This window comes from Microbacterium sp. (assembly GCF_041641055.1).
Lineage (GTDB): Bacteria > Actinomycetota > Actinomycetes > Actinomycetales > Microbacteriaceae > Microbacterium.
The window spans coordinates 24,553-39,572 of the sequence record NZ_JBEPZB010000010.1; the positions used below are offsets into that span (position 1 = coordinate 24,553).

The following is a 15,020-nucleotide window of genomic DNA, read 5'->3' on the forward strand; positions in this document are numbered from 1 at the left end:
AATCTGCGCGCTCATCGTCGAACGCGTAGGGATAGTTGACTGTAACCCGGCTTCGAACCGGCACCGCACTCGGCTAATGAACCGTTACTGAGTGGTGACCAACCGTAATATCGCGGAAACATGCGGAAATCCACGGAAACGAGAGACGGCGCCGCCCCCCTCGCGGGTGGCGGCGCCGTCTTCTGTGTGTCATCGGCTCAGGCGAAGGCCTCCACCGGCGGGCACGCGCACACGAGGTTACGGTCACCGTAGGCCTGGTCGATGCGGCGCACCGGCGGCCAGTACTTGCCGGCCACCAATGCGTGCACCGGGTAGGCGGCATCCTCACGCGTGTACGAGTGGTTCCACTCCCCCGCGATGAGCGACACAGCCGTGTGCGGAGCGTGCACCAGCGGGTTGTCGTCGGCGGGCCAGCGGCCCGCCGCCACGGCATCCGCCTCGGCCTTGATCATGATCATCGCCTCGATGAACCGCTCGATCTCATCGATGTCCTCGGACTCCGTCGGCTCGACCATGAGAGTGCCCGCGACCGGGAACGACATGGTCGGGGCGTGGAAGCCGTAGTCGATCAGGCGCTTCGCCACGTCGTCGACCGTGATGCCGGTCGTCTCCTTCAGCGGGCGCAGGTCGAGGATGCACTCGTGCGCCACGCGACCGTTCTCGCCCGCGTAGAGCACCGGGTAGTGCTCTCCCAGGCGTGCGGCGATGTAGTTCGCCGACAGCACCGCCGCCGCCGTGGCATTGCGGAGGCCGTCGGCCCCCATCATCCGCACGTACGACCAGGAGATCGGGAGGATGCCCGCGGATCCGTACGGCGCCGCAGACACCGCACCGCCCTCGAACACGAATCCTCCCGCGTGCTCGGCCTTCTGCGCGAGCGGGTGCGAGGGCAGGTACGGCGCGAGATGCGCCTTGGCCGCCACGGGCCCCACACCGGGGCCGCCGCCGCCGTGCGGGATCGCGAACGTCTTGTGCAGGTTGAGGTGCGAGACGTCGCCGCCGAGGTCGCCGAACCGGGCGTAGCCCAGCAGTGCGTTGAGGTTCGCGCCGTCGACGTACACCTGTCCGCCGGCGTCATGCACCGCAGTGGTGATCTCGACCACGTCCTGCTCGTAGACGCCGTGCGTCGACGGGTAGGTGATCATCAGCGCGGAGAGCTCGTCGGCGTGCGCGGTGATCTTCGCCCGGAGGTCGTCGAGATCGACGTTGCCGAGCTCGTCGCAGGCCACGACGACCACCTTCATGCCGGCGAGCACGGCCGAAGCCGCATTCGTGCCATGGGCGGACGACGGGATCAGGCAGACGGTGCGCTGCGAGTCGCCGTTGGCGAGGTGGTAGCCGCGGATCGCGAGGAGACCGGCGAGCTCGCCCTGCGATCCCGCGTTCGGCTGCAGTGAGACGGCGTCGTATCCCGTGACCTCCGCGAGCCACGCCTCGAGCTGATCGATCAGCTCGAGGTATCCTGCGACGTCGGATGCCGGTGCGAACGGGTGGATGCCCGCGAACTCCGGCCACGTGATCGATGCCATCTCGGTGGCGGCGTTCAGCTTCATCGTGCACGAGCCGAGCGGGATCATGCCGCGGTCGAGCGCGTAGTCGCGGTCGGCGAGGCTCTTCAGGTACCGCATCATCGCGGTCTCGCTGCGGTGTGCGTGGAAGACCGGGTGCGTGAGGTACTCGTCCTGGCGCAGCAGGCCGTCGGGAAGCGCGCCGTGCGAGCCGGAGCCGAAGAAACCGAACGCCCTGTTCTGAGCCCCGCCGAAGACACGGGCCACCTGATGGAGCTCGCTGACGGTGGTGGTCTCGTCGACCGAGATGCCGATGGTGTCGGCATCCGCCGCGTTCAGCAGGATGCCGAACCCGTCATGCGCCTGGGCGACGAACTCCGCCGCCCGTCCTGGCACGCGCACGCGGAGAGTGTCGAAGAACGAGTCGTGGACGACCTCCACTCCGGCGTCGGCGAGCCAGTCGCGGAGCATCGAGGTCTTCGCCGCGACTTCCCGGGCGATCGCCTTCAGTCCGTCCGGTCCGTGGTAGACGGCGTACATCGACGCCATCACGGCGAGCAGGACCTGCGCGGTGCAGATGTTGCTGGTCGCCTTCTCACGGCGGATGTGCTGTTCACGGGTCTGCAGCGACAGCCGGTAGGCCGGCCTGCCGTCCGCGTCGACCGAGACGCCGACGAGGCGGCCGGGGAGCTGACGCTCGAGGCCCGAGCGCACGGCCATGTATCCGGCGTGCGGGCCGCCGAAGCCGATCGGCACCCCGAAACGCTGGGTAGTGCCGACGGCGACATCGGCTCCCAGAGACCCCGGCGAGGCGATGAGGGTGAGGGCGAGCAGGTCGGCGGCGACGACGGCGAGTCCGCCGGCGACGTGAGCGGCGTCGATGACGGCGCTCGGATCCCACACCCGTCCAGAGGCGCCCGGGTACTGCACGAAGACTCCGAAGAGCTCATCGGGCAGCTGCTCCCCCGCGGCGAAGTCGACCGAGACGAGCTCGATGCCGACGGCGGCGGCACGCGTCTCGAGCAGCGCCTTCGTCTGCGGGAACGCGTCGGCGTCGACGGCGAACACCGGGGACTTCGTCTTCGAGGCGCGCCGCGCGAGCAGCATCCCCTCCACGACCGCGGTCGACTCATCGAGCATCGAGGCGTTCGCCGTCGTGAGCCCGGTGAGCTCGGCGACCATCGTCTGGAAGTTGATGAGGGCCTCCAGGCGGCCCTGCGAGATCTCCGGCTGGTACGGCGTGTATGCGGTGTACCAGGACGGGTTCTCGAGCACGTTGCGCTGGATCACCTGCGGGGTGATCGTGCCGTAGTATCCGAGGCCGATCATCGGACGGTTGACCGTGTTGCGGGCGGCGAGCGCACGCAGTTCGGCGAGGGCCTCGGTCTCACTCGCCGCGCGCGGGATGACCGACTCCTCGGTGGCGGCGGTGAAGATGGAGGAGGGAACGGCCTGGCGCATCAGCGCTTCGACCGGGCTCCAGTCCTCGAGCGCGGACTCGACCCCCAGCGCGTCCAGCATCCGGCGCTGGGAGGAGGCGGTGGTTCCGATGTGACGATCGGCGAAGGAGACCACTGTGCGATCAGCCCTCCGTGAGTGCGACGTATGCGTCGCGGTCCATCAGACCGTCGAGTGCGCCGGCGGCGACGGACACCTTGATGAGCCAGCCTCCCGCGAACGGCTCGGCGTTCACGAGCGAGGGGTCGTCGACCACGGCGTCGTTGATCTCGACGACGGTGCCGGCGACGGGGGCGTACAGCTCGCCAACCGACTTCGTCGACTCGATCTCGCCGACGACGGAACCGGCGATGATCTCGGTGCCGACGGCGGGCAGCTCGACGAACACGACGTCACCCAGCTTGTCGGCGGCGTAGTCGGTGATGCCGATGGTCACGGTGTCGCCGTCTGCGGCGATCCACTCGTGCTCATCCGTGTAGCTGAGTGCGTTGAGGTCGGTCATTTGGTCCTCCGGTAGAAAGGCAGAGCGGTCACGGTCGCGGGGATCCTGGTCCCCCGCACATCAAGGAATACTGCGGTTGCCGCCGCAGCGGAAGACGGGGCGACGTAGGCCATCGCGATCGGGTGTCCGAGCGTCGGGCTGAGCGCGCCGCTGGTGATCTCACCGAGGACGGCACCGTCCTGATCGACCACGGAATAGCCGGCGCGTCCCGCGCGCTTTCCCTCCGCCACGAGTCCGACGAGGACGGGGGCGTCGGATGCGGCATCCACGGCGCCCTTGCCGATGAAGGCCTCCTTGTCGGCCACCACGACGCGTCCGAGACCCGCCTGCGACGGCTTGATGTCGCGGGAGAGCTCGTGGCCGTAGAGCGGCATGCCCGCCTCGAGTCGCAGCGTGTCGCGGGCTGCGAGGCCGGCAGGGACGAGTCCGTGCGCCTGCCCGGCGTCGAGCAGCGCATCCCACAGTGCCGGGGCGTCTGCCGCCTTCACGAGCAGCTCGAAGCCGTCCTCGCCGGTGTACCCGGTCCTGGCCAGGAGGAGGGGGCTGCCGGCGAACAGCGCGTCGGCCCAGGCGTAGTACTTCTGCTCCGCCCACGGGGTGCCGAGATCGGTGATCCCCGCCGTGGACGAGACGATCGCCTCGGCGGTCGGACCCTGCACGGCGAGGAGCGCGTACTCGTCCGAGACGTCTTCGACGTCGACGCCGCGGTCGCCGAGGAAGCCCTCGAAGCTCCGCTCCGCTCCGCCTGCGAGCTCCGGACGGTCCCGCTCGATCTTCGACGGGAAGGAGCGTACGCGCGAGGCGAAGGCCGCGTCGACGAATCCACGGTTGCCCGCGTTCGCGATCACGAGGTAGCGATCCTCGGCGAGGCGGTACACGATGACATCGTCGACGATGCCACCGTCCTCTGCCAGCACCAGCGAGTACTTCGCCTTGCCCACGGTCATCGCCGAGAGCCGCCCGGCGAGCGCGTAGTCGAGGAACTCTCCCGCGAAGTCTCCGGTCACCAGAAACTCGGCCATGTGCGAGATGTCGAACAGCCCAGCCGCCTGTCGCACCGCATGGTGCTCGGCGAGGTCGGACGTGTAGCGCACCGGCATCTGCCATCCGCCGAAGTCGGTGAAGGAGGCGCCGAGCGCCTCGTGGCGCTCACGGAGCGGGGTGTAGCGGGGGTCGGACATGGAGTTCTCCCGGGCTGGGGCGGGCGGAACGGCGGCGTCGCCGTTCCTCGGAACTCCCCCTCTGTCATGGGCCTGAGAGCTTCGCCCAGGGACTGGGCTTTCACCGTCGGCGGAGACGAGCGGATGCCGCGTCGCTCGAACTCGCTTTTCAGAGTGGCCGGAACCGCGCGGTACGCGTACCTGAGAGATTGGCGGGGAGGCTTGCTCCTTCGGTGCCCGGCTGCGTTCGCCGGGGCTCTCCCGCGTGGGTCATACGGCCTGTCTTCACTTGTGGGGTCCAGTCTAGCGGGTCGACAGAGCCCCGCCGAGGGCCTTCGGCGCCGCTCTCATCTCCCGGCGATCTCGGCCCGCACCTCATCGCGCAGACGGCCGAGGTTCTCCGGCTCGGGCGCGGCACCCAGCAGCGTCTTCGTGTACTCGTGCTGCGGGTCGAGGATGACCGCGTCCGCCGGCCCGCGCTCGACGACATCGCCCTTGTAGAGCACCATGATCTCGTCGCTGAAATGGCGTGCGGTCGCCAGATCGTGGGTGATGTAGAGGACGCCGAGGTCGTCTTCGCGCTGCAGATCCGCGAGGAGGTTCAGGACCCCGAGTCGGATGGACACGTCGAGCATCGAGACGGGTTCGTCCGCGACGATGAAGCGTGCGCCGGGCGCGAGTGCGCGAGCGATGGCGACGCGCTGCCGCTGCCCGCCGGAGAGCTCGTGGGGGCGCCGCTCCGCGAAGCTCTCGCCCGGGGTGAGCCGCACCCGCTCGAGGAGGTCGATCGCCCGGGCGCGCACCTCGTCGCCGGAGAGCTTCGGATGATGCAGTCGGATCGGCCGCTCGAGGTGATGCAGGATCGTGTGGAACGGATTCAGCGAGGCGAACGGGTCCTGGAAGACCATCTGCACCTGCGAGCGGTAGCGCTCGACGGCTCGTCCGCGCATCCCCGTCTCCTGCCCGTCGAGCAGGATCTGTCCGCTGGTGGGCGTCTCGAGCTTCATGAGCATCCGGGCGATGGTCGACTTGCCCGATCCGGACTCTCCCACCAGGGCGACCGTCTTGCCGGCGGCGATGGTGAACGAGACATCCTTGACGGCATGCAGCGTCGAGGTCTTCAGCCCCGAACGCAGTGTGAAGTCCTTGACGAGATTGCGGGCCTCGAGCGTGGGACCGGTCATCGGACCTCCTCCTGACTGGGCTGGTTGCCGGTGCGCACGAAATCGCCGCGCGCGCCGGTCAGACTGGGGAAGCTCGACAGCAGCCGCTTCGTGTACTCGTGCTGCGGCGTGCGGTAGATCTCCTCCGCCGTGCCCTCCTCGACGATCTCGCCCTGCAGCATGACCGCGATCCGGTCGCTGATCTCGATCAGCATCGGCAGGTCGTGCGTGATGAAGATCACCGCGAACCCGAGCCGCTCGCGCAGGCGCATGATCTCGCGGATGATCCCCCGCTGGACCACGACGTCGAGCGCCGTGGTGGGCTCGTCCATGATCATCACCTGCGGGTCGAGGGCCAGCGCCATCGCGATCATCATGCGCTGGCGCATGCCGCCGGACAGCTCGTGCGGGAAGCTCGTCAGCCGCGACGGGTCGACGCCGACGAGCGTGAGCAGCTCCTCCGCGCGCGCCTGCTTGTCCTTCTTCGACATCCCGGGACGGTGGGTGTCGAAGATGTCGAAGATCTGCGCCCGCACATCGATCACCGGATTGAGGGAGTTCATCGCCCCCTGGAAGACCATCGAGATCTTGTCCCAGCGGAACGCCCGCAGTCCGTCGCCGTCGAGCGCGACGATGTCGATGTCGTGCCCGTCGCGGTCGTGGAAGACGATCTCCCCGCCGGTCATCAGCGCCGGCGCCTTGAGCAGCCGGTTCATCCCGTACGCGAGCGTCGTCTTACCGCATCCCGATTCCCCGGCGAGTCCGAGGATCTCGCCGCGGTTGAGGGTCAGCGACACGTTCCGCACGGCCTTGACCGGTGGGTCGACCTCGTACTCGATCGACACGTTGCGGGCCGTGAGCACGGCGTCCGGAGCGCTCATGCGGCGACCCCCTTCGTCTTGGCCGCCTTGCGCACACGGCGAGCAGCATCCGGCGCGGCGCGCAGCTTCGGGTTGATGACCTCGTCGATCGCGAAGTTGATCAGCGCGAGTCCCGCACCGAGCACGGCGATCATGACCCCCGGCGGCACGAACCACCACCACGCCCCTCGTCCGAGCGCCTGCCCGGACTGCGCGTCGTTCAGGATGGTCCCCCAGGTGATGGAGGAGTTCGGCCCGAGGCCGAGGTAGGACAGCCCCGCCTCGCCCAGGATGGCGAAGATGATCGCGAACAGGAACTGCGCGGTGAGCAGAGGCAGCAGGTTCGGCATGATCTCGACGAGGATGACGCGGAACGAGCGCTCCCCCGCGACCTTCGACGCGTACACATAGTCGCGCGTGCGCAGCGACCGGGTCTGCAGGCGCAGGACGTAGGCGGCACCGGCCCACGAGGTGATCCCGAGCACGAACGCCACGAGCTGCCAGCTGCGCTGCGGCACGAAGGAGGCGATCACCATGACCAGCGGCAGGCCGGGGATCACGATCATCACGTTGGTGAACAGCGCGAGTGCATCCTCGCGCCACCCGCCGAGGTAGCCGGCCAGCACGCCGAAGACGAGGGAGAGCACGATGGCGATCCCGCCGGCGACGACGCCGACCAGGAGCGAGCCCTGGGCGCCGATCGCGAGCTGGGCGAACATGTCGTTGCCGAGCTTGGTGGTTCCGAGCCAGTGCTCCGCGGAGGGCGGCAGCAGCGCCGGATTGTCGGTGCTGCGCGGGTCCTGCGAGAACATCGGCGCGATGATCGCGAACAGCACGATCGCGAGGACGAGCGTGGCGCCGACGACGAACTTCGCCGACGAGGTCGGCAGCACGCGACGCTTGCGCGGCCGCTGCGTGGCCAGCGAGATGGTGCTCGCCGGCTGGGTCATGGGCTGATCCTTGGTGATCAGCAGGGTGTTCTCGGTGTCAGACATTCTGGCGCGCCCTCGGATCGATGAAGCCATAGACGAGGTCCATGAAGAAGTTGGCGGCGAGCACGGTGATGGTGATGACGAGGAAGAGTCCCTGCATCAGCGCGTAGTCGTTGTTCGTGACCGCCTGGAACATCAGCTTGCCGATGCCGGGATAGGTGAACACCTGCTCCATGACGATCGATCCGGCGACCACGAACCCCAGGGTGATCGAGAAACCCGCGATCGACGGGATCGCCGCGTTGCGGGCAGCGTACGTGGTCATGATGCGCCGGGGCCGGAGCCCCTTGGCCTCGGCGGTGAGGACGTAGTCCTCCGCCATGGTCTGCACCATCATGTTGCGCATCCCGAACATCCAGCCGCCGACCGAGGAGATGACGATCGTGAGGGCCGGCAGGACCGCGTGCGAGAGCGCGTTGGTGAAGAACGCCCACGTCGGCTCAGGGCCGTCCGGGAAGTCGAAGACGTCGTAGCCTCCGAAGATCGGGAACCAGCCGAGCCCGACGGCGAAGACGGAGACGAGCAGCAGCGCCATCCAGAAGTACGGGATGGACTGCAGCACCGTCGTCGCGGGGATCAGGTGGTCGACCCAGGTCCCACGCTTCCACCCCGCCCAGGCGCCGAGGACGACGCCGAGGATGAAGGAGATGACGGTGACCGTGCCGACGAGGATGAGCGTCCAGGGCAGCGCCTGGCTGATCAGCTCGCTGACCGGGGTGGGGAACTTCGTCACCGAGACGCCGAGATCACCCTGGAACATGCGTCCCCAGTAGGCGATGTACTGCTCCCAGAGCGAGGAGTCATCGCCGCCGAGAAGCAGCTTGATGTTGCGGATCGTGGTCTCGGAGACCTCACCGCCTGCTCGCTGCATCTTGGCGATCATGATGTCGGCCGGGTTCCCCGGCATCAGCCGGGGAAGGAGGAAGTTGAGTGAGATCGCGGCCCACAGAGTGAACGCGTAGAACCCGATCCTTCGTGCATAGAACTTCATGTCACAGACCTTGCTTCCTCCTCCCCCGACTCACTGCTCAGTTGGCCGGCTCGAGCTGCGTCAGGACGTAGCCTGCCGCGATCGCGCCCCACGACGGCGGGAAGGCGTAGAGGTCGTCCTCCGTCGGCCAGCCCGTGAAGTCCTTCGTGTTGTAGAAGGTCTGCGTCGCGTTGACGACCAGCGGGATGTAGGGGAGGTCACGCACGATCTCGGTCTGGATCGTGCCGTACAGCTCCTTCTTCTCGGCCTCGTCGTTCGTGCTGATGGCGGCCTGGACGGCCTCGTCGACGACGGGGTTGTTGTAGCGGCTGAAGTTCCAGCGTCCTGCAGGGACCTCGGTGCCGACCGGGCTGGTCGATGCGACGTCCGTGCCACCGAACCAGTCGCGGTAGATCTGGAACGGGTCGGCGACGGAGGTGCCGATGACACCGCCGACGATCAGCTGGAAGTCACCGCCCTGACGGGCATCCGAGAACTCCTGCCACTGCACCGTCGATGCGGTGACCTTGATGCCGGCGGCCTCCGCCTGCTCGGCGATCAGCTTGGCCGCGTCGTTGTAGTCGGTCCAGCCGTCGACGGAGATCAGGCTGAGCTCGATCGGCGTGCCGTCCTTCGCATAGAAGTCGCCGTCCTTGGTGTAGCCGGCGGCCTCGAGGATCTCCCCCGCCTCCGCGGCGTTCGCCTCCTGCGGGCTGACCTCGTTCGCGGAGTCGGCCACCCACTTCTCGTCGCGGGGCAGCAGGGCGAAGGTCGGCGAGATGTCACCGGTCAGGCCCACGAACGCCTTGTCCTTGATGGCCGCACGATCGATGGCGACGTTGAGTGCCTGTCGCACCGCGACATCGGTCTGCGGGCCCGTGCATCCGAGCTCCGCGTTCGAGCAGGTGTACAGCACGGTCGGGTCCTGCGGGGTGTTGATCCAGTCGATCGCACCGTTGCCGGTGACGTCGTCGGGGTTCGGGATGAACATGCCGGTCCAGTCGAGCTTGCCGGCGGCGAGCAGGTCCTGCGCGGTCTGGTTGTTGTCCACCGCGATGTACTGCACCTTCTTGACGCCGAGCTCGTCCGCGTCACGGAAGTTCTCGTTGGCGACGAGGGTGTACGACTCGCTCGTGGTCTTGTCGACCACGTAGGCGCCGGACCCCACCGGATCCTCGTTGGCGAAGTTGGCGAAGTCCGTGACCTCGGACCAGACGTGCTCGGGAAGGATGTACGTCGAGCCCAGACGCTGGAACTCGGTCGTGTACTGCGCACTCGAATAGGTCAGCACGACCGTGGTGTCGTCGGTGGCCTCGGCCGAGACGAGGCCGTTGCCCTCGGGGTTGTTGGCTTCGTAGGTGAAGGAGAAGGCGACGTCGGCCGCCGTGAGGGGCTCGCCGTCGCTCCACTTGAGGTCGGGCTTGATGGTGATCGTGATCACCGTGCCATCCTCGTTGTACTCGTACGAGTCGCCGATGAGTCCGACCGGCTCGGAGTCCGCGGTCTTGTTGAAGAAGAACAGCGGCTCGTAGATGGGTCCGAGCGCGCCATGGAGAACGGTCGGTGCGAACGGGTTGTAGTTCGCGGTGATCGGGGTCTGGCTGCCGGCCCAGACACGAAGCGCGCGGTCGCTGTCGCCACCGCTCCCCTCGTTGCTGCCGCCTGCGCCACAGGCGGTCAAGCCCAGGGCGAGGACAGAGGCCCCCGCCACAGCGGTGAGCGCGATCTTGCGCCTTCCGTTACGGATCATTCTGAATTTCCTCTCGGTGCTGCACTGCAGGAGGGATTCTCCGGTTGGAGCCGAGCCCCGGGATGGGGTCCGTGGCAGATCCCGGAAAAGGGATTTGTTAGGACAGTAACCTAACAAATCGATTTCAGGGCGACAAGGGTTCTTCCGGCCGTCGTATAACGTTTCGGCCTCGGCCCACGGGATGTCACGAAGGTGCACTAACAGTCGCGATGACACTAAGATCGATCTCGGAGGTTAAGGTACCTATGACTCAAACCAGGGATATCGACGTGGCCGTCTCCACGGTGATCCTCACACTGAGGCGCACCGACGACGGCGGCGCCGTGCTCGCCCTCCCCCTCGTGCTGCGTACCCGCGAGCCCTTCGCCGGACAGTGGGCGCTCCCCGGCGGCTGGCTCACCACGACCGAATCCCCTGTCGACGCCGCCGCGCGCACGCTGGCCGAGACCACCGGCCTCACCCCCAGCTACCTGGAGCAGCTCTACGCGTTCGGCGCCGTCGACCGCTCCCCCACCCGCGTGGTCTCGATCGTGTACTGGGCGCTGCTGCGTCAGGACGACGTCGACGCGCAGAGCGCCGCGCACCGCGCATCCGGTCGGGCCCCGGAGAACGTGCGGTGGTTCGATCTCGACGACCTGCCGACGCTCGCCTTCGACCACACCAAGATCGTCGACTACGCGCTGTGGCGTCTGCGCAGCAAGGTCGGCTACAGCCGTGTGGCGCACGGATTCCTTCCCGCCGAGTTCACCCTCGCCGACCTCCGCGAGGCCTACGAGGCGATCCTCGGCAAGCACCTCGACCCCGCGAACTTCCGCCGCCAGGTCGAATCCGCGGGCAACCTGCTCCCCACCGACCAGTTCCGCACCGGCAACCACCGCCCCGCCCGCCTGTACCGCTACAACACCGACGTCGAGCTCGCCGATCACGGCCCGCTCGGCCCTGAGGAGACGAGCATCCGATGAGCATCACCTTCGTTCCGACCCCGCAGGTCCCCGCACAGGATGCGTCGGTCGACCACCAGATCCAGGCGATCGTCTCCGGCGCCTCGACGGACGCCACCTGCACCACCGACCTCGCCGTCGGGCCGTGGGACTTCGACACCCGGCCCGGCTACGGCCCCGGCTCGTCAATGGGCGATGTCATCCCCACGGGTGCGCCTCGTCAGGGCGAGCTGCCGCAGGAGTACCGCGACGCCGGCGAGGAGGAGCTCGACGAGCGGATCCGCGCGGCCAAGGCGACCCTCGGCGATCGGGTCGTGGTCCTGGGCCACTTCTACCAGCGCGAGGAGGTGGTGCGGCACGCCGACTACGTGGGCGACTCGTTCCAGCTGGCGACGGCAGCGAAGGAGCGGACGGATGCCGAGGCGATCGTGTTCTGCGGCGTGCACTTCATGGCGGAGACCGCGGACCTGCTCTCGGGGCCCGACCAGGCCGTGATCCTGCCGAACCTCGCGGCGGGATGCTCGATGGCCGACATGGCCGACATCGACCAGGTCGAGGACTGCTGGGAGCAGCTCGCAGACGTCCTCGGAGACCTCGAGGCGAAGGACGAGGACGGCCGAGTGCCGGTGATCCCTGTGACGTACATGAACTCGTCCGCTGCGATCAAAGGCTTCGTCGGCAGGCACGGCGGGATCGTCTGCACCTCCTCCAACGCTGAGACGGTGCTCGAGTGGGCGTTCGAGCGCGGCCGCCGCGTGCTGTTCTTCCCCGACCAGCACCTCGGACGCAACACCGCGAAGGCGATGGGCGTCCCGCTCGAGCAGATGCCGATGTGGAACCCGCGCAGGGCACTGGGCGGATCGAGCGCCGCCGAACTCGTGGACTCCCGCGTCATCCTGTGGCACGGCTTCTGCTCGGTGCATCGCCGCTTCTCAGTGGCTCAGATCGACCAGGCCCGCGCCGAGCACCCCGGCGTGCGGGTCATCGTGCACCCGGAGTGCCCGATGGAGGTCGTGGATGCCGCGGACGAGGCCGGCTCCACCGACTACATCCGCCGCGCGATCGCCGCCGCCGAGACCCCGACGACCTTCGCGATCGGCACGGAGATCAACCTGGTGCGTCGACTCGCCGCACAGTTCCCGCAGCACGAGATCTTCTGCCTCGATCCGGTCGTCTGCCCGTGCTCGACGATGTACCGCATCCACCCGGGGTACCTCGCCTGGGTGCTCGAGGAGCTGGTCGCCGGTCGCACCCCGAATCGCATCACGGTGACGGCCGATGTCGCCGATCCCGCTCGACTGGCTCTGGAGCGGATGCTCGCGGCGAAGCCGCCCGTGGTGGTGAGCGCCTGATGGACGTGGTCGTCGTCGGCTCCGGGATCGCCGGGCTCACGGCGGCGCTGCATGCCTCGGAGGCGGGGCACGCGGTCACCGTGGTGACGAAGAGCGCACTGGGAGACGGATGCACCGGGCTCGCACAGGGCGGCGTCGCCGGGATCTACGGCACCGGCGACTCTGCCGCGCAGCACGCCGCCGACACGATGACCGCCGGCGCCGGGCTGTCAGAGGCGGCGGCGGTCGACGTGCTGGTGCGCAGCGCCGGGGAGCGGATCGCCGAGCTGATCACCCGGGGCGTGGCATTCGACCGGTCTCCGACCGGAGAGCTGCTGCTCGGGCGGGAGGCCGCGCACAGCCATGCGCGGATCGTGCACGCCGGCGGGGATGCGACGGGGGCGGCGATCGCCCACGCGTTGGTCGCGGCCGTCCGTCGGTCGCGCATCACCGTGCGAGAGCATGCGTTCCTGCTCGGTCTCACCGCGCAGGGCGGGATCGTCCGCGGCATCCGAACCCTCACCGCCGGCGCGGAGTCCGAGCTCTCGGCCGATGCCGTGATCCTCGCCACCGGCGGGGCAGGTCACCTCTACGCCCACACCACGAATCCCGACGGCGCCACGGGGGACGGCATCGCGGCTGCTCTGCGCGCGGGCGCCGCGGTCGCGGACCTGGAGTTCGTGCAGTTCCACCCGACGATCCTCGCGGAGGGACCGGCGTTCCTCGTGTCGGAGGCGGTCCGCGGCGAGGGAGCCACGCTGCTCGACGCCGACGGCCGGCGTTTCGTCTTCGACAGCCACCCGGACGGCGAGCTGGCACCTCGCGACGTGGTGTCGCGAACGATCGCCAGGCAGGCCGCCGTCCAGGGGTCCGCCGTGCGGTTGGATGCCACGATGCTCGGCGCGACGACTCTCGCACGGCGTTTCCCCACGATCGATCGGGTGACTCGCGAACGCGGTTTCGACTGGGCCGCGCAGCCGATCCCGGTGACGCCCGCCGCACACTATCTGATGGGCGGCGTCGTCACCGACCTCGACGGGCGCTCCACGGTCCCGGGGCTCTACGCGGTCGGAGAGGTCGCGCGCACCGGCGTGCACGGAGCCAATCGGCTCGCATCGAACTCGCTCCTGGAGGGCGCCGTCTTCGGCGCTCGAGCGGCCGCAGCACTCGACAGCCCCTGGCCGCACGGGCCGCACGCAGCCGGGCAGACCTCGCCCTTCGACAGCAGCGCCAGCCACAGCGTCACCGGTCGTCCGGATGCCGGTCCCACCCCCTTCCACCGCGCAGCCCTGCAGCAGCTGATGTGGGACGAGGTCGGACTCCTCCGTTCCGACGAAGGTCTCGGGCGCGCACTCGACGCCCTCCGCCGGTGGAGCGCCATGCCGCGGGACCCCCAGACGGTACCCGACCACGAGGACGCGAACCTCCTGCTCCTCGCCACCGCGACCGCATCCGCCGCCCTCGCCCGCACCGACTCCGTCGGCGCCCACTTCCGCGACCCCCTCGCCTCGCCCGTTCTGGAGACCGTCTGATGCTCACTCCCGCCCTGCTCACCCGTGTCGTCGGCGCAGCTCTCGAAGAGGATGCCCCCTGGGGCGACCTCACCAGCACGACCCTGCTCACGGCAGAGTCCACCGCGACGGCCGACCTGGTCGCCCGCGAACCAGGCGTCTTCAGTGGCGGCGATGTCTTCGCCTCTGCCTTCGCCCTCACCGATCCGTCGCTCGTCGTGGACGTGCACGTCGGCGACGGCGATGTCTTCTCGCCCGGAGACGTGCTCGCGTCGGTGTCGGGCGCTGCCCGCGGCATCCTCACGGCCGAGCGCGTCGCGCTGAACTTCACCCAGCGGATGAGCGGCATCGCCACGGTGACGGCGGCGTACGTCGACGCGGTGCGCGGAACCCCCGCCCGCATCGTCGACACCCGCAAGACCACGCCGGGGCTCCGCGCCTTCGAGCGGCACGCCGTGCTGTCAGGCGGCGGCCACAACCACCGGTACTCGCTGTCCGACGCGGTGATGGCCAAGGACAACCACCTTGCGGTGCTGCGCCGCTCGGGCGCGGACCTCGCGGTCGCACTGCGCGACGCGCTGTCCCGCCTTCCCCACACGACGCACGTCGTCGTCGAGGTCGACCGGCTCGATCAGATCCCCGCGGTGCTCGACGGCGGCGCTCACACGGTGCTGCTCGACAACTTCACCCTCGACGATCTGCGGGCCGGAGTCGCCCTGATCGGCGACCGCGCGACGACCGAGGCGTCCGGCGGCGTCAGCCTCGACACGGTCGCGGCGATCGCCGCCACCGGAGTCGATGTGATCTCCGTCGGGGCGCTGACCCACTCGGCCAGGGCACTCGACCTCGGCCTGGACGTGCGGGTCGACTGACC

At 68.7% G+C, this 15,020-nt stretch carries 12 protein-coding genes and 1 riboswitch; of the genes, 4 read left to right on the forward strand and 8 right to left on the reverse strand.

The genetic code is table 11. From position 1 onward, the window contains the following. Positions 1–197: 197 nt before the first annotated feature. The 8 genes from gcvP to ACESK8_RS08420 form a co-directional block, all read right to left on the reverse strand. The gene (gene gcvP, locus ACESK8_RS08385; RefSeq protein ID WP_372968242.1) at positions 198–3,029 is read right to left on the reverse strand and encodes an aminomethyl-transferring glycine dehydrogenase; all 2,832 of its coding nucleotides are present in this window, start codon (positions 3,027–3,029) and stop codon (positions 198–200) included. Positions 3,030–3,090: 61 nt separating this feature from the next. Continuing rightward, the gene (gene gcvH, locus ACESK8_RS08390; RefSeq protein WP_372968166.1) at positions 3,091–3,468 is read right to left on the reverse strand and encodes a glycine cleavage system protein GcvH; all 378 of its coding nucleotides are present in this window, start codon (positions 3,466–3,468) and stop codon (positions 3,091–3,093) included. Beyond that, entirely contained in the window at positions 3,465–4,649 is a 1,185-nt protein-coding gene (locus tag ACESK8_RS08395; RefSeq protein WP_372968167.1) for a glycine cleavage system aminomethyltransferase GcvT, read from the reverse strand. Before ACESK8_RS08395 ends, gcvH begins: the two co-directional genes overlap by 4 nt. Positions 4,650–4,807: 158 nt before the next feature. Next, a riboswitch (glycine riboswitch) is annotated at positions 4,808–4,902 on the reverse strand. A gap of 73 nt (positions 4,903–4,975) precedes the next feature. Further along, positions 4,976–5,812: an ATP-binding cassette domain-containing protein gene (locus ACESK8_RS08400; RefSeq protein ID WP_060926748.1), complete on the reverse strand. Its 837-nt coding sequence runs from the start codon at positions 5,810–5,812 to the stop codon at positions 4,976–4,978. Beyond that, entirely contained in the window at positions 5,809–6,672 is an 864-nt protein-coding gene (locus ACESK8_RS08405) for an ABC transporter ATP-binding protein (RefSeq protein ID WP_060926749.1), read from the reverse strand. Before ACESK8_RS08405 ends, ACESK8_RS08400 begins: the two co-directional genes overlap by 4 nt. Next, the gene (locus tag ACESK8_RS08410) at positions 6,669–7,646 is read right to left on the reverse strand and encodes an ABC transporter permease (RefSeq protein ID WP_372968168.1); all 978 of its coding nucleotides are present in this window, start codon (positions 7,644–7,646) and stop codon (positions 6,669–6,671) included. Before ACESK8_RS08410 ends, ACESK8_RS08405 begins: the two co-directional genes overlap by 4 nt. Beyond that, positions 7,639–8,634: an ABC transporter permease gene (locus tag ACESK8_RS08415; protein ID WP_060926751.1), complete on the reverse strand. Its 996-nt coding sequence runs from the start codon at positions 8,632–8,634 to the stop codon at positions 7,639–7,641. Before ACESK8_RS08415 ends, ACESK8_RS08410 begins: the two co-directional genes overlap by 8 nt. A gap of 37 nt (positions 8,635–8,671) precedes the next feature. Beyond that, positions 8,672–10,363 (reverse strand): ABC transporter substrate-binding protein, encoded by a 1,692-nt coding sequence (locus tag ACESK8_RS08420; protein WP_372968169.1) that lies wholly within the window; start codon positions 10,361–10,363, stop codon positions 8,672–8,674. Positions 10,364–10,608: 245 nt separating this feature from the next. Here ACESK8_RS08420 and ACESK8_RS08425 point away from each other — a divergent pair, with 245 nt between their 5' ends. From ACESK8_RS08425 to nadC, 4 genes are read left to right on the forward strand one after another with little or no spacing between them, the layout of a single operon-like run. Next, positions 10,609–11,325, forward strand: coding sequence for an NUDIX domain-containing protein (locus ACESK8_RS08425; RefSeq protein WP_372968170.1), 717 nt, complete (start codon positions 10,609–10,611; stop codon positions 11,323–11,325). Beyond that, complete coding sequence (gene nadA / locus ACESK8_RS08430; RefSeq protein ID WP_372968171.1) at positions 11,322–12,656, forward strand: quinolinate synthase NadA; 1,335 nt, start codon at positions 11,322–11,324, stop codon at positions 12,654–12,656. The genes ACESK8_RS08425 and nadA overlap by 4 nt, the downstream gene beginning before the upstream one ends. Then, positions 12,656–14,167 (forward strand): L-aspartate oxidase, encoded by a 1,512-nt coding sequence (nadB, locus tag ACESK8_RS08435; RefSeq protein ID WP_372968172.1) that lies wholly within the window; start codon positions 12,656–12,658, stop codon positions 14,165–14,167. Before nadA ends, nadB begins: the two co-directional genes overlap by 1 nt. Beyond that, positions 14,167–15,018, forward strand: coding sequence for a carboxylating nicotinate-nucleotide diphosphorylase (gene nadC, locus ACESK8_RS08440; RefSeq protein ID WP_372968173.1), 852 nt, complete (start codon positions 14,167–14,169; stop codon positions 15,016–15,018). The genes nadB and nadC overlap by 1 nt, the downstream gene beginning before the upstream one ends. Positions 15,019–15,020 lie beyond the last annotated feature (2 nt).

Bases quoted from the DNA above. Each gene is read 5' to 3' on its own strand.
- gcvP (WP_372968242.1), bottom strand. From the start codon at position 3,029: ATGCTGGACGCGCTGGGGGTCGAGTCCGCGCTCGAGGACTGGAGCCCG.
- gcvH (WP_372968166.1), bottom strand. From the start codon at position 3,468: ATGACCGACCTCAACGCACTCAGCTACACGGATGAGCACGAGTGGATC.
- ACESK8_RS08395 (WP_372968167.1), bottom strand. From the start codon at position 4,649: ATGTCCGACCCCCGCTACACCCCGCTCCGTGAGCGCCACGAGGCGCTC.
- ACESK8_RS08400 (WP_060926748.1), bottom strand. From the start codon at position 5,812: ATGACCGGTCCCACGCTCGAGGCCCGCAATCTCGTCAAGGACTTCACA.
- ACESK8_RS08405 (WP_060926749.1), bottom strand. From the start codon at position 6,672: ATGAGCGCTCCGGACGCCGTGCTCACGGCCCGCAACGTGTCGATCGAG.
- ACESK8_RS08410 (WP_372968168.1), bottom strand. From the start codon at position 7,646: ATGTCTGACACCGAGAACACCCTGCTGATCACCAAGGATCAGCCCATG.
- ACESK8_RS08415 (WP_060926751.1), bottom strand. From the start codon at position 8,634: ATGAAGTTCTATGCACGAAGGATCGGGTTCTACGCGTTCACTCTGTGG.
- ACESK8_RS08420 (WP_372968169.1), bottom strand. From the start codon at position 10,363: ATGATCCGTAACGGAAGGCGCAAGATCGCGCTCACCGCTGTGGCGGGG.
- ACESK8_RS08425 (WP_372968170.1), top strand. From the start codon at position 10,609: ATGACTCAAACCAGGGATATCGACGTGGCCGTCTCCACGGTGATCCTC.
- nadA (WP_372968171.1), top strand. From the start codon at position 11,322: ATGAGCATCACCTTCGTTCCGACCCCGCAGGTCCCCGCACAGGATGCG.
- nadB (WP_372968172.1), top strand. From the start codon at position 12,656: ATGGACGTGGTCGTCGTCGGCTCCGGGATCGCCGGGCTCACGGCGGCG.
- nadC (WP_372968173.1), top strand. From the start codon at position 14,167: ATGCTCACTCCCGCCCTGCTCACCCGTGTCGTCGGCGCAGCTCTCGAA.